We start from the raw sequence: 14,831 nt of genomic DNA, 5'->3' as shown, positions 1-14,831 counted from the left end.
GCCTGGAATGCTTATTTTGCGTTGCCCTACTTCACCATACTTTACAGCGATAACTTCGTTAAGCTTCTCTTCGAGACGCTGCGCGAACGCTAACGCATTCAATTCTCTCAAATCCGCTTCTATCATAGAGTCTGTTCTGCGGCCACTTTATGCTTGAAAAACGTCCACTTTATCTCCTTTAAGTGACATTCCTCTTCCATGAAACCAAAAGTATTGGAGAAAAATTATGGTTCAACTCAATAAAAATAACATAACAAATCAATATCTATACGGACAATTAACGACTCCAACAAATCTTGCAGATGAGAGTCTGATTCGCTCTAAAGATGTTACTACAGAGGTGGAAGTAGATGTAATAGAGTTTATGGTAACGGGTGCTGGCAGATTTGCTGTTGGAAGTCAATTTACTCTAGTACAAAGATTTTTTGCTCCCTTTTTAACATCGCCAACAGTTCCTCCCGGCAGATATACCAAAGCAGAATTAGGAGTAATAACTGGATTGGATACTTTTAGTTGGAGTATGCAACAGTATAACTGGGACGATGATATTGATGATTATTTTGATCGAGTTTGGGTATACAACTCGATGGAGTTTTCGATTTCTGATGATGCAGTATTTATTGTTGAAGCTGATGGTAGTAAAAGAATAGAAAATTTTGCGGTTTTTCCTCGGCTAAATGTTCAAGAAAATTTTGATCTAGAATCGGATGATGGTTTGACAGGAATAGCTAACTCAGTTGTCAAACCGTATATAGATCCTTGGGGTATCGGTCGAAAAGTTAATATTAATTTCAGTGATGCCGATTTAATTCCTAGAACCACCTACACCTCACAAGATTTTGCTGACGACCTCAACCGTGATTGGTTTGTTTCTACTCCAGAAGCAATAGCTAGAATTGCGTTGGGTCAAGATGATTTTGTAGATGGATTATTTGACGATGGTGTAACGAAATTTCTAGATGGGAATAAACCCATTATTTATGGATCTCCAGATGCCGATAGTCTTATCGCCTCAGATATTGACTTTATCAGCGCTCCTCCACCATTTGGACTGAATGAAGCTCCACTACTCGCTCCTTTTAGAAGTAACGGACTTGTCTTGATTGCTGGTAATGGAGATGATACCGTTAAAGGCTTAGATCGAGACGATCTAATACTTGGTGGCGAGGGTAACGATAACCTTGATGGCGGTCTTGGCGATGATATTTTCGTCGGTGGTGCTGGCAATGACACTATAGAAGGCGGTTCTTTTCTGTTCGGACTCTTTCAAGGAAAGGATACTGCCGTTTACAGAGGCGCACTGTCCGAGTATGATATTGAATTTTTACCAGATGACTCAATTCGGCTCTCGGATAAAGTCGCAGGTCGAGATGATTCCGACACGCTTTTGGGTGTTGATATTGCGAAATTTTCAGACATATCGGTCAACCTTGCGCCAGGGCAGGACATCGCCTTCGTCATAGACACAACTGGCAGTATGTTCGATGACATCGACGCGGTCAAAGCCAGCGCCAGTAACATTATCGATGCGATCTTCAATAGCGAGGGTGGCTTTCTTAATTCTCGGATCGCTGTGGTCGGATACAACGATCCGGCAACAAATACTTTTCTTTCCTTCACTGATCAGCTAAAGATCGATGATCGAAAGACCGCAGCTATCAACGCGATCAACAGCATCTCGGTCGGCGGTGGTGGCGATTTTCCCGAAGCGGTAAATGCCGGACTGATCCGCGCGCTCTCTGGTGGTGCTGGAGAGTGGCGAGAAGAAGCGGCCTCTCGACGGATCATCCTGTTCGGCGACGCGCCGCCCAAAGACACTGATCTTCGCGCACAGGTACTTGAGCTTGCATCCAATGTGGGAATTTCTTTCTCCAGCAGCAGCCTCATGTCAATGTCGATCACAGGCGATATCGAAACTAGTAGCGTTGCTAACGGCCTCGCCGTGACGCGGTTCGCTGTGACGGCAATGGATACTGACGGCGCTCCAGTTACAATTCCGGTGGAAATCTTCACTGTTCTGATTGGCAACGACCCGACCACGACCGCCGATTTTGAAAGCCTCGCTGCTGCAACCGGTGGCAAGACTTTTAACGCGGCTAATGCTTCTGAAGTGGTCGATGTGCTGATCGCAGCCATTAAGACACCGATCAATGAAACCCCAATCGCCCAAGATGATACAGCAACCACCCAACAAGACACGGCAGTGAACGTACCTGTGTTAATCAATGACAGTGACTCAGATGGTGATGCCTTAGCCATCAAGAGCTTCACTCAGGGCAGTAATGGAATAGTTACTCTCAATGACAACGGTACATCCGCCGACACCACCGACGATTTCCTCGTTTATACCCCAGCTACCCAATCAGATCCCAGTATCGGGTTTATTGACAGCTTTACATATACCCTCTCCGATAGAACCGGTGCAACATCCACCGCAGAGGTGAGCGTCGCAGTCGGGAAAATCGAAAATGGCGGCAATGGCAACGATACCCTCATCGGCACTCCTGGCAACGACCAACTCTTGGGCGGCAATGGCAACGATATCCTCGAAGGTGGTTTAGGAGATGATTCCCTTGATGCTGGTCTTGATGACGATACCCTCACAGACTTAGAAGGTAACAATACCTTCTACACAGGTGAAGGTAATAACGTAGTTACCGCAGGTTCTGGGAATGATGTCATCTATGCAGGCTCCGGTAATGACATTATTAACGCAGGCAATGGTAAAAACCAAATCTACGCCGCAGAAGGTAACAATCTGATTGGCACAGGTTCTGGGGATGATGTCATCTATGCAGGTTCCGGCAGCGACTGGATATTTACAGGTGCGGGAGATGATGTCATTTATGCCGCAGAAGGTAACAACTTAATTGCAGCAGGCACTGGCGATAACTTAGTTTATAGTGGTAGCGATCGTGATTTATTTGTTCTTGTCTCCGGTGCTGGTTCTACCACCATTGACCAATTCCAAAGCTACGATCAGCTTGGTCTTCTTGGTGGTTTGAGCTTCGATCAACTGTCCATCACCACAAACCAGCAGGGCGATGAGTTCTCCACTCGTATCAGTATTGCCGCTACCGGAGATTTACTTGCCAGCCTCAAGTGGGTAGAAACTAGTTCCATCACCCCCAACTCATTTGTTGATTTAGAAAGCTTAGGAATATCACTACTAAATGGAGACGCAAGTCGTAGCAACCTCGCTGGGTTGATGACTTCTGGTGCTGAAACAGGATTATCTGTTGCTTCAGTCCTTGATCTCCAGCAGCAGGCAATCGCCTCTGGTAGTCCTTTGAATCTTGCCTGAAAAATGATTTAAAAACCTAATCAATTAGTTGCTATTCCTTAAACAGCCTATCTTTGATAAGTTGTTCAAGGATTTTTTTTCTATAGGAATGTGGGCATCACCGTCCCCATCCGGGAAAAAAGTACGCTCAACTTTTTCGCGTTGCTCCCTGGCGATTTGGGGATACAGCAATTCCAAAAGCTTTTTGATACAATGGTTCGGCATTGGAGTAAAACTTCTGTAGGATGCTACTTTAGTTTTAAATTATCTAGGAACAACGGCGATCGCCAAAGCTGTGCATTGACTTAACAATCAGCCCAGATAAGTAAAGTAGCTAGCGTCGAGACTCAAATTAGTGTCACCAGAGACAATAGCAATCAGTTCATTTTGACCGCTATCAGGGATAGTCAAATAAATACCGATACCGGATGGTAAACCATCACCAGATGAGCCTAAAACGTAATCGTTGATTGTTCCGGCAAGCTGAATATAATCATCCGTTGAATTAAAGTCAGTAATGAGTGCGTAATCATTGTTGCCTTGTGTGATTAATTCACCGTTACCTTCACGGTTACGACTGCCATAAAAACTCTCAATGTTACCGAGCCTATTTAAACCAGCCAGCCCCAGGACAAATGTATCGCTGCCTTTGCCACCAGTTAAAGTATCAATTTCCCTATTGCCAAAAACGAACGATTCATCCGGCACATTTCCTGGGTTATCTGCGCCTGTGAGAATATCATTGCCATTGCCACCATTAAGAGTATCATTGCCGATGCCACCAAACAGACGGTCATTGCCGTTACCGCCATCAAGGTAATCATTACCTCCACCAAATCTGAAGTTTAAATCTATTAACAGGTCATTTCCATCCCCACCTCGGAGAGTGTCATTGCCGAATCCGCTACGGATAAAGTCATTACCATCACCACCATCTAGATAATCATCACCCCCAAGAAAACCTTCTTCGATTTGGTCGTCTCCTGACCCACCATATATGTAGTCAGTACCTTCTGACCCAAACAACAGGTCATTACCACTGTTACCGAACAATATATTTGTCGAGCCTTCGTCCCCTCCGTATCCAGGTGCAAAAGGAACTTCACTGCTCAATCCAGCATAAAGAGTATCGTTCCCCGCACCACCGATAACTAAATCATCGCCCAAGTCACCTGATAAAAAGTCGTCGCCTTCTAGACCGATTAGAATGTCATTTCCATCTGCACCAAAAATTGAGTCAATCTCTTCAGTACCCAGGAGAAAATTGTTGGCAGGAGTCCCGTTAATGTCTGCCATAAAACCTCTTAAAAAGATTTATTTAACCTAGTTACACCTGACCATAAAAAAAATCCCAAAACAACTGACTAATGGATGTTGAATAATTAGAGAGTTTATGTATCGTATATATAGCTATTAATTGCAAAGTTTAATATAGTAATTTTAAATTTATCAAAGAAAAATAAATATTAATTTTGGGTCACTTCTGTCCTTTATATATAGCAAATTATATACGCTTTAACGAATCTAACAAAGCAATATTACATCCTAAACTATTAAATTATATCTACTCAGTCAGCAGAATTTTCTAACAAAGAAAAACTGACAGACTCATCAACTAGAGAAAAATAGTTCTTTCAAGATGAACTAGCGCAGGAGTTACGAGGTAAATAAGAACAAAACCTTACAGATGAGGACTTTCATGATGTTCGACAGACGTTCTGTCTAGCATCCTAATCCCCATCACCCAACAATCGGCTTGGAACCGTTCCGATGCAGTTCCACCGCTATGTCGAAAGCTTTGTAGTTTTGAGGGCAGTATTTTACTTCAGGAAAATCTTTAATACTGGCGTTGGCTCTAAGGTGCAAATCATTGATTAAAGCTAGTCGCTGCCAATAATAGACAATTAATTCAGGTACAGAAAATTCGGTTTCTCTCATGGCTTTGGCAGGATATGCGTCGTTGCTATTTCACAGTGGCGACAGTAGAAAAATTTCGATTTCGATAAGTTAATTGTGGTCAGCGATCGCTCTTAAATACTAATCATTCATCCAGCTTTGCCCAAAGACTTCCTTATAGATGCGATTGTAGACCCTGAGCTTACCATCATGCTTCGATACCAACCCAGACAGCCGCAACTGAAGAAGTTCCTCACTACCATCGCAGGTTATTTCCCCTTGCTGTAAAATCTGCTCTTTCAGTTGCAACAGCCGGGGATTGAAGAACAAGCGATCGCGTATTGGTCGCAGATGATCTGGCTGATCCTGCAATTCCCAATTGTCCAAAATCTGCACTCGCACCACCTCTTCAACACTCTGCCCTGGCATCGCATCACAAATTAGTTGGCAAAGCTTTTGGGTGAGAAACGGTTGTCCACCAGTCCACTGCAAAATCTCTTGTAGCACTGCTCTTGGATTAGAGACTTTCCCCACCAATCCTTGAGCTAAAGGTGCAGGTTCATCTAATTCAAAACCACTTAATTCAATTGCTCGACCGATGGCGAAGGGTGAGCGCCCTTGATCTTGAATCAAGCCTAAAGGCAAAGCTACTCCCAACACCGCAAAGTTGAGGCGGTTGTATTCTGGTTTTTGAGTGCGTTGGTTGTAGCACTGTCTGATTAATCCGAACAAATCGTCAGTGTCAAAATTTAATGTAAGAATATTGTCAATCTCTTCTATGAAAATGACGATAGGTTGACTAACTTCAACTAATAATACTTCTTCAATAAATTTGTTTAATCTTTGTACAGGAGAAATATTTTCCCACTGGTTCCACCAATTTCGTAGATTGAACTTTGTTAAAAGTTCAAAACTACTTGTGAGAATACGAATAATAGTTGCGTACCACTGATTAACCGTAATGTTGTTTCCACTTGTTGCTGTTACATCAACGCAGGCGCAGGCATAACCTCGCTTTTTTAGTCGTTCCGTAGTCTGCACTCGCAAACTAGATTTACCTGCTTGCCGCGAATTTAAGACATAACAAAACTCACCGGATATTAATGCTTGGTACAAGTCTTCATCTGCTTGACGCTTGATGTAACTAGGAGCATTAATTGGTAAACTACCCCCCACATAATATTCGTATACTAAGCTTTTTGTTGGTTTCATTTTCTATGTTTCCCTTATCTGCCCCCGTGATAATTGCAGCATCTCACACAAACCAATGGTCTGGATAGTTGTTCTTGTAAATCAAAATGTTCCATGTAATCAGCCACTCTGGGCGCAAAGCGCCATCGCTTCATTTGATTAAATAACTTCACCAAGAACGATTACATCTAAAGATGTCAGAAAATCAACTTCTGTAATACAACGTGATTCTGGCACTACCAGTAACCATTGTCTCGCACAAATAAAATCGGTCTTTTCATCTGATATTTTTCCCATATCGGTATGATACCCACACTCGACAATTTGACCCTCACGAAATAGTATCTTACCTGTTTTCTCACACTCAATATCTCTTAGAACTTTTCCCTTCATTATTTTGAAACCCACAACAATAATTATTGTTTATCCCGTTCCCGCTTCAAAATTATAGCTTGACACTCTTGGATATTCAGCAAAATTTCTTCTCGTTGGGGATGCCATTGTAGATGCTGTTTAAGAGAAGCCATTTCGCCAATTATCGACGGCTGTTCACTGGGATTATTGGTAAATATATCTGTTTGATTCATTAGGAAATGATTTTGTCCTTGAGCCAACCAATCTCACCTTTAGCATTCTTGAATTTGGAACAAACTGTTGTACCTTCATCCAGAATGATCAGCTTAGAGCCATTACTTCATAAATAGCCTCTTAATAAGTACTATCACTGTCTTCATCTTGGACGAGCGTTAAACCTAAAGCTTTATAAGTAGTTAGCATCTTATTAGAGACTGTTGGTGCAGTTACCAGATAAGTTAGTGCATGAATTGACTCGACTACATAAGGAGCAGCTGTGTCTAACTTCTCTGCTGTCGCTAATCCAACTACTTCCGCAGCGCCAGCAATCATTGCTCGTTTAACATAGGCTTCTTCTAAATTCGGCACACTGATACCAACTTCTGGATGTAGGCTACATACGCCCAACATACACAAATCTGCACGAATCATCCGCAATGCCTCGATTGTTGCTACACCAACGTTCACTAAAGCCTTTTTATAGAGTTGTCCGCCCAACATTACAACTTGAATATGGGGATGCTCTGCTAATGCAACAGCGATTGGCGGACTATTTGTGACGATTGTCGCTTGTAAATCTAAAGGTAAATGACGGGCCACTTGGAGAGTTGTCGTACCGCCATTTAAAATTACCACTTGCCCAGTACGAATCAATTTTGCAGCAGCACGGGCAATCGCTTCTTTTTCTTTTGGTGCTTGTTTTTGCCGATCTGCATAACTGGCGATCGCCGGAGAAACCAAAAGCGCTCCGCCATGAACGCGCTGCAAGAAACCAGATTCGGCTAATTCCCGCAAATCCCGACGAATCGTATCCTCAGAAACCTTTAGCACAGCACTAAGTTCTGATGACAGCACCTTTTTATCACGATGCAAAATTTCTAAGATGAATTGTCGTCGCTCTGCTGTTAGCATAGAAGGCTTTTCGGGAAATTGCGTATTTGCCATTGAAATTGCGCGTTTGTGAGTTTATACTTATAGATATGCGGATTACTGCCTACTTGTCGTCGGCTTTAAATAAATTCAAGCACATTCGTGCAGAAGGAGAGTCTAACGATCTTAGCCGATCCCTGGTATTAAGGGAAGCGTTTAAGCTACATGATTCCTCATAGACGACGCACTCATAAAAAGGATAAAACAACTGAAACAAAAACACATTTAATTTGTGCAAGCGCTGATGAAGATTGTTGATAGTCATCAATCATCTGTCATCAATAATCAATCAACATTTCAAATTAAAGACATAAAACATGACACTTACTAATACGCAATTTCCCATTGATCTGAGTGCTTATAAACCTCTAGTTCTCAACCCCAAAAATGCAACGCTTACAAATGAGCAAAGAGAAATTCTTAAAGGAAACATTCAACTGTGCCGCGATGCGATCATCCTCTTTACAGCCACTGGTGCTGCCAGAGGAGTAGGCGGTCACACAGGTGGCCCTTACGATACAGTACCAGAAGTGATGATTCTCGACGCATTCTTCCGGGGAGCATCCCAGAGATTTGTGCCGATCTTTTTTGATGAAGCAGGGCATAGAGCTGCAACCCAGTACTTGATGGCAACCCTACATGGTGAGTTAAATGCCGAGCAACTTCTACACTATCGTCAGGCACATTTCGACTTACCAGGACATCCCGAACTAGGGCTAACTCCTGGTGTGAAGTTTAGTTCTGGACGACTGGGGCATATATGGCCCTACGTTAATGGTGTAACCTTAGCAAATCCTGGCAAAGTCGTTTTCTGTCTTGGTTCTGATGGCTCGCAGCAAGAAGGTAACGACGCGGAAGCTGCCCGTTTGGCAGTTGCTCAACATCTCAATGTCAAGCTAATTATTGATGATAACGATGTTACCATTGCCGGACATCCATCCAAATATCTACCTGGTTTCACAGTTGCCAAAACTTTAGCAGGTCATGGGTTGAAAATACTAGAAGGAGACGGCGAAGACTTAGACGATTTATATCATCGTATGAGCGAAGCAGTAAATACTCAAGGGCCGATTGCTGTGATCAACAAACGCCCTATGTGTCCGGGTATTGAAGGGTTAGAAGGCTCCACTCATGGTCACGATGTGATCTCGGTAGACTTGGCAATTAAATATCTCGAATCACGCAAACATACAGATGCTGTTGAATATCTGAAAAACATTCAAAAACCCAAACAGACCTATACTTTTATTGGTTCTAGCGAAAAATGGGGTGCTAACCGCAATGTGTTTGGTGAAGCAGTGGTTGATGTTTTAAGTCGAATGAGTCAAGAAGAACGCAAGCAAAACGTATTGGTGATTGACAGCGATTTAGAAGGTTCTTGCGGACTTAAGAAAATTCACGATACATACCCCGAAATATTTATTTCCTCTGGAATTATGGAACGGGGGAACTTCTCTGCTGCTGCTGGGTTTGGTATGGATAAAGGAAAGCAAGGAATTTTTGCAACTTTTAGTGCTTTCTTAGAAATGTGCATTTCCGAAATTACGATGGCAAGGCTAAACTACTCAAATGTTCTTTGTCACTTTTCCCATGCAGGTATAGATGACATGGCAGATAACACATGCCATTTCGGTTTGAACAATATGTTTGCTGACAACGGCTTGGATGATGGCTACGCAACACAGCTGTTCTTTCCCGCAGATACTAATCAGATGAAAGCTTGTGTAGAAGCTGTGTTCTTTGAGCCGGGACTACGATTCATTTTCTCCACTCGTTCTAAAGTACCGAATATTCTTGACAGCAACGGTAAAGATTTGTTTGGTAATGGGTATAAATTTGTTCCTGGTAAAGATGAGGTGATTCGAGAAGGAACGCAAGGCTATATCATCAGTTTTGGTGATGCTCTCTATCGTAGCCTTGATGCAGTCGAACGTCTCAAACACTCAGGGCTAGATGTAGGTTTGATTAATAAACCAACCTTAAATGTTATTGATGAAGAAGCGATCGCTAAAGTCGGTAAAGCTCCTTTTGTCCTTGTAGTAGAAGCGTTCAATCGTCGAACTGGATTAGGTAGCCGTTTTGGTTCCTGGCTGTTAGAGCGTGGGTTTACTCCCAAATACGCTCATCTTGGGACTCATAAAGAAGGTTGCGGCGGTTTATGGGAACAGTATCCACATCAAGGTATCGATCCAGTGAGTATTATGAACAAGGTTAAAGACTTAGTTAGATAACACAACCCAAGTACAAATATTTTCTGTTGAGACTAAAGTCCTTAAAGGGGAACAAAAAGGGCTAGGATACTGATGAAATTAGCTTCATAGCCCTTTTCCCTTGCTGATAATACTTAGAGTTTGCTACAACTGAAGAGATCAATTGCGCTCATACGCAAATGGCGTGCTTGTTACTAACTCCATTGCTCTAAGTAGCATTTGTCGGTTAACAGATTATTTGACGCTCTAACAAATTAATGTCGCTTTATCAGAAACTGCTAAAGTCAAGTTGGCTCAATAGACTTGTCCGAAATATTAACTTAGAAAAAGAAAAATGGTAAAACGTTAAATTGAGTGTCTACTATTTTTCAGACTTATTTATGGTTTTTGATTATATCCAAAAGTATCTATTAAGAACAAAACAAATTTTGGGGATTACAGGTTTGTGCTTTGTGCGGTTGCGTATAAGTAGATGGTTACACCATTGCCCAATTCCAGCTAGTGGCATAAATCTAAAACCCTTGTAGCAAAAGCCTTTGACGATGCTCGACAGACATTCTGTCGAGTATCTAAGTTCTAATAACACCAACAGTGGCGATGGCGCAAGCGACCGCCTACGGCGATCGCCCTGGAGTTAGACCTGTCTCCTTCGAGGATTTACCAAATTCGTAAGCTGGTGCGTGAACGAGAAAAAGCTAAATTGTAATGATTAATTCAAATTGTGAAAACTCTGTTTCCCTTATTGCCTTGGCAGGACATAAGTACGACGTTCTTTCTCTCCAGAAAATGATGCTGACATTAACCGTAATTGCGTAAAGTATTCGATATCATCAGTCCCAGTTCGAGAGACAAATTTACCCTTGAGAGTAATTTTTGTATCGCTTTGTTGAACTATTTCAACACTTGGTTGAACTTCCTTAATGATTTCAATAAAGCCGTGCATCTCAACTTCATAAGCGACGAAATCAGGGCAGTTTGTCAGTTCACTATAACCATACGGGTGAATACCGCAGACTAATCGCTGATTCCCGTATCTACCCCCGTGGTAATTGCCACAGCCTACACAAGTTAGGGGTCTAGATAGTTGTTCCTGTACATCAAAATGTTCCATGCAATCAGCCACTCTGGGCGCAAAGCGCCATCACATCTTTTGATCAAATAACTTCACTAAAAACGATTACATCCTCAGATTTGAGAAAATCAACCTCTGTAATACAACGTAATTCTTGCACATATAAAATCGGTCTTCTCGTCTGATATCTTACCCACTTCAGTATCTGCTGTATCTCTCAAAAATAATACTGGACACCGGACAATTGGCCGGTACTGCTACACTTTACTTTCTTATTAGACAAATATCTGGGGAAATTATTCTCCCGTAATTAGAGATTTAGTGTATTTCCATCAACTTAAGCTTTCACCAATTCCAACGGGACGCACTTGTTCATTCATCCAGCTTTGCCCAAAGACTTCTCTATAGATGCGATTGTAGACCCTGAGCTTACCATCATGCTTCGATACCAACCCAGACAGCCACAACTGAAGAAGTTCCTCACGACCATCGAATATTATTTCCCCTTGTTGCAAAATCTGCTCGTGCAGTTCTAGTAGATAAGGATTAAAGAGCAAGCGATCGCGTATTGGTCGCAGATGATCTGGCTGATCCTGCAATTCCCAGTTGTCCAAAATCTGCACTCGCACCACCTCTTCCACACTTTGCTCTGGCATCGCATCACAAATTAATTGGCAAAGCTTTTGGGTGAGAAACGGTTGTCCACCAGTCCACTGCAAAATCTCTTGTAACACTGCTCTTGGGTTGGCGACTTTGCCCACCAATCCCTGAGCTAAAGGTGCAGCTTCATCTAATTGAAACCCGCTCAGTTCTATGGCTCGACCGATGGCGAAAGGTGAACGCCCTTCATCTTGAATTAAGCCTAAAGGCGAGGCTACTCCAAACACCGCAAAGTTGAGGCGATTGTATTCTAGCTTTTTGGTGCGTTGCTCATAGCACTCTCTGATTAATCCGAAGAAATCATCAGTGTCAAAATTCAGCGTCAGAATATTATCAATCTCGTCTATGAAAATGGCGATAGATTGAGAAACTTCAGTTAGCAAGACTTCTGCAATAAATTTGTTCAATCTCTGCACTGGAGAAAGATGACTTTGGTTGCTCCACCAAGTTCGGAAATTGAGCTTCACTTCAAAACTACTCGCCAATTTATGAGCCACGCCAGCATACCATTTCTCTGGTGTAATATTTTGGCTAGTAATTGCTGTTATATCAATAGTGGCGCAAGCATAATCTTGAATTTTTAGTCGTTCTATAGTCTGCACTCGCAAACTAGATTTACCTGCCTGTCTTGAGTTGAGGATGTAACAAAACTCTCGTGCTTTCAATGATTTGTATAAGTCATCATCCGCTTGACGCTTAATATAACTGGCAGCATCAATTGGTAAGCTACCCCCCCACATGATATTCGTATACTGAGCTTTTTATTAAGCTCATATTCTCAGCCATGCTGTTGTTATTGTTTAGAATTTAGTAAGAGATAATTGTATTCGGGAACTATGTTAATAATAGGATAGAAACTTATGCAAGAAGAAAACGAAGTTCTGGAAAATGAAACTTTTGATAGTGAGAAGCCTTCCAATCAACTAGAAAGGCAAATTGAAGAAATTTTTGGCATTAACACCAAACAGCCGCCAATAAGCCTTGAAGAACTGAATGAAATTTTGTCAAAAGCTAATACAGATGGAATTTAGTATGGCAAAATACCGACAAACTCACGTAAAACCCGATGGCGAAGTGTGACATAGTGAAGATAAATGCTGAGGAAGCTCACCCATCGAATTTATATTTAAGAGGGGAATCCTTGAGTAATTTCTCAATCCCCACACGTACTAAATCTGCTTGAGTTCCTGACAATTTCAACTCGTTGTGAATAAATTCATCAAGTGAGGATGCCGTAGTACGTTCCAAAAGTGCCAGCACTCTTTGAGACTCACTTTTTAGCGCGTCGGTTAAAGCAGGGGGGGCAGGGGAAGCGGGGGAAGCGGGGGAAGCAGGGGAGGAATAGTTTGTAAATTCTTCCCTTGCTCCCCCTGCTCCCAATTCTCCCCCTGCTCCTTCTCCTAGCGGGGAATCGTTTGGTTTATCCAGAAATCTTTTGCTGTCCCGGTCGTAGCCAGAGAAGTTTTGTAGCAACTGCATAGGGAACCATTCGTTCAATCCACCGTAATATACTGCTCGACCTACAGGTGATTGTGCAGCAATCTCCATGACTTGCGTTGAAGTAATCTTGCGATCGCTCGGAATCAACTGCGTGGCAATCATGGCATTGTAAGCTGGCACATTATCAGGATGAACCAAGGCGACAGATGTTAATTGCGATCGCAGTCCGCCAGAAATACCCAAGTCGTCAGTGTGGGGGTTCTGAACAACAAGCCAAAAGTGTGAACCAAGACTATCACCGCAAGAACAGTAGGAAGTAATGATGTCCTTAAGCCAACCAATCTCATTTTTTTTGGCATTTTTGAATTTGGAACAAACGGCAGTCCCTTCATCCAAAATGATGAGCTTAGGACCAGAAATAAGTTGAAATTCTCTAACACACTCTTGAACCCACTTGACTGCTTCGGCGGGTGGCATCTCCAGAATCTTGGCACGTTTTAAGGTATCAACGCGACCTTTGAAATAACCAGTTTCTTTCTCATCGCCCTTGGGGTCAATGTAAAAGATATGTGTGTCTCTATGCAATCTCTTGATCGCATCAATAGCATTGCTAATGGTGATGCCCTTGCCCGAACCAGGAACACCAACCCACAGCATATTTGTCACTTTCTTGGCAATATGCCCGATGAGGTCATACTGCACTTGAGGCGTTTTGGTGTAGGTTGATATCTCTGTGTTAATAGTCATAGGAGGGGTAGGCTTATGACTAGAAACTACTGTCCCCAATGATGGGTTAGAGGTAGAAGGCAGTTCAGTTTTTGGGATTATAGTAACAGTTTTGTCCTCTACTGGTTGATTCACAACAGAAGGTAATTCAACAAACCTTGCTGGTGGAATACCAATATTTTGATGTTGTGTGACTTGTTGAATTGACGTTACTTGTTGGTAATTTACACGCGGGTCAATTGTCACTTGTGCCAAATGTCCAGACAATTGTTCACGGGTTGGGAACTGTCCACGCAATTGAATGAACCAATCAAGTAACCAACGGTAAGCGTAAAATTTTTTCCCAGGATCAACGATGCTCAAGTATTCACACACTACATGAGATGATTGCTTGAGCATGGCGAACTCATATTTCTCCATCGGCTCCAGATGAAGCATCAAGTCAGCCAATTCATTCTTGTTAGAGAAATACTCCTCACGCTCTACACTGTCACCCATTGCCGAGATGAACTCAAAAAAGTTCCCCCTGATAAAAGGAATCGGTGCAAATTGATGGGTATCGTTGAGGTCTTGCACCACTGACCAGAGATACCCGACTCCAGCAACCGCCGCACCGATAGGAGCAAGTGGGGAAGTGGCATAACAAACTGCACCAGTGGCCGCCGTCGCTAAAGTAATGAACTTGGCTAAATTCATGCCGCTACGCTCATTTCTAGCGCGGATTAACAACTGGTCTTGACGTTCTTGCAACCAAGAAGCGGTGTTCCCAGCTTCCAAATACTCAATGCTGGGATAATCGTCACGCAGAAGCGCGGTTTCTTTTGTTCCTAGCATTGGTATTTGTTCCATC

Annotated in this window: 13 protein-coding genes; 3 read left to right on the top strand and 10 right to left on the bottom strand. The window is 42.6% G+C overall.

The features are described 5' to 3' along the window. Window positions 1–226 precede the first annotated feature (226 nt). Entirely contained in the window at window positions 227–3,304 is a 3,078-nt protein-coding gene (locus tag NSMS1_RS31860; RefSeq protein ID WP_224095485.1) for an Ig-like domain-containing protein, read from the top strand. 24 nt (window positions 3,305–3,328) lie between these two features. Here the strand turns inward: NSMS1_RS31860 and NSMS1_RS31855 are convergent, their stop codons facing one another. The 7 genes from NSMS1_RS31855 to NSMS1_RS31825 form a co-directional block, all read right to left on the bottom strand. Next, entirely contained in the window at window positions 3,329–3,508 is a 180-nt protein-coding gene (locus NSMS1_RS31855) for a hypothetical protein (RefSeq protein ID WP_224095484.1), read from the bottom strand. Window positions 3,509–3,595: 87 nt separating this feature from the next. Beyond that, window positions 3,596–4,579: a calcium-binding protein gene (locus NSMS1_RS31850; protein WP_224095483.1), complete on the bottom strand. Its 984-nt coding sequence runs from the start codon at window positions 4,577–4,579 to the stop codon at window positions 3,596–3,598. Window positions 4,580–5,023: 444 nt separating this feature from the next. Next, entirely contained in the window at window positions 5,024–5,221 is a 198-nt protein-coding gene (locus tag NSMS1_RS31845; RefSeq protein WP_224095482.1) for a hypothetical protein, read from the bottom strand. 99 nt (window positions 5,222–5,320) lie between these two features. Continuing rightward, window positions 5,321–6,391 (bottom strand): AAA-like domain-containing protein, encoded by a 1,071-nt coding sequence (locus tag NSMS1_RS31840; protein ID WP_224095481.1) that lies wholly within the window; start codon window positions 6,389–6,391, stop codon window positions 5,321–5,323. Between the two features lie 138 nt (window positions 6,392–6,529). Next, window positions 6,530–6,667 (bottom strand): hypothetical protein, encoded by a 138-nt coding sequence (locus NSMS1_RS31835; protein ID WP_224095480.1) that lies wholly within the window; start codon window positions 6,665–6,667, stop codon window positions 6,530–6,532. Window positions 6,668–6,786: 119 nt separating this feature from the next. Beyond that, on the bottom strand, window positions 6,787–6,957 hold the full coding sequence (locus tag NSMS1_RS31830) for a hypothetical protein (protein ID WP_224095479.1): 171 nt from the start codon (window positions 6,955–6,957) through the stop codon (window positions 6,787–6,789). Between the two features lie 121 nt (window positions 6,958–7,078). Then, window positions 7,079–7,855 carry a DeoR/GlpR family DNA-binding transcription regulator gene (locus NSMS1_RS31825; RefSeq protein WP_224095698.1) on the bottom strand — a complete coding sequence of 259 codons (777 nt, stop codon included), beginning with the start codon at window positions 7,853–7,855 and terminating at the stop codon, window positions 7,079–7,081. Between the two features lie 335 nt (window positions 7,856–8,190). Between NSMS1_RS31825 and NSMS1_RS31820 the strand changes: the two genes are divergently transcribed. Further along, window positions 8,191–10,104, top strand: coding sequence for a transketolase C-terminal domain-containing protein (locus NSMS1_RS31820; RefSeq protein WP_224095478.1), 1,914 nt, complete (start codon window positions 8,191–8,193; stop codon window positions 10,102–10,104). Between the two features lie 718 nt (window positions 10,105–10,822). Here the strand turns inward: NSMS1_RS31820 and NSMS1_RS31815 are convergent. Both NSMS1_RS31815 and NSMS1_RS31810 read right to left on the bottom strand, forming a co-directional pair. Beyond that, window positions 10,823–11,194 (bottom strand): hypothetical protein, encoded by a 372-nt coding sequence (locus NSMS1_RS31815; RefSeq protein ID WP_224095477.1) that lies wholly within the window; start codon window positions 11,192–11,194, stop codon window positions 10,823–10,825. 293 nt (window positions 11,195–11,487) lie between these two features. Next, the gene (locus tag NSMS1_RS31810; protein WP_224095476.1) at window positions 11,488–12,555 is read right to left on the bottom strand and encodes an AAA-like domain-containing protein; all 1,068 of its coding nucleotides are present in this window, start codon (window positions 12,553–12,555) and stop codon (window positions 11,488–11,490) included. Between the two features lie 120 nt (window positions 12,556–12,675). Between NSMS1_RS31810 and NSMS1_RS31805 the strand changes: the two genes are divergently transcribed. Then, complete coding sequence (locus NSMS1_RS31805; protein ID WP_224095475.1) at window positions 12,676–12,846, top strand: hypothetical protein; 171 nt, start codon at window positions 12,676–12,678, stop codon at window positions 12,844–12,846. 76 nt (window positions 12,847–12,922) lie between these two features. Here the strand turns inward: NSMS1_RS31805 and NSMS1_RS31800 are convergent, their stop codons facing one another. Then, window positions 12,923–14,830 (bottom strand): hypothetical protein, encoded by a 1,908-nt coding sequence (locus NSMS1_RS31800; protein WP_224095474.1) that lies wholly within the window; start codon window positions 14,828–14,830, stop codon window positions 12,923–12,925. Window position 14,831 lies beyond the last annotated feature (1 nt).

This window comes from Nostoc sp. MS1, assembly GCF_019976755.1.
Taxonomy (GTDB): Bacteria; Cyanobacteriota; Cyanobacteriia; order Cyanobacteriales; family Nostocaceae; genus Trichormus.
The sequence above is the reverse complement of the archived record's forward strand: the minus strand, read 5'-3'. Positions and strand labels throughout refer to the sequence as shown.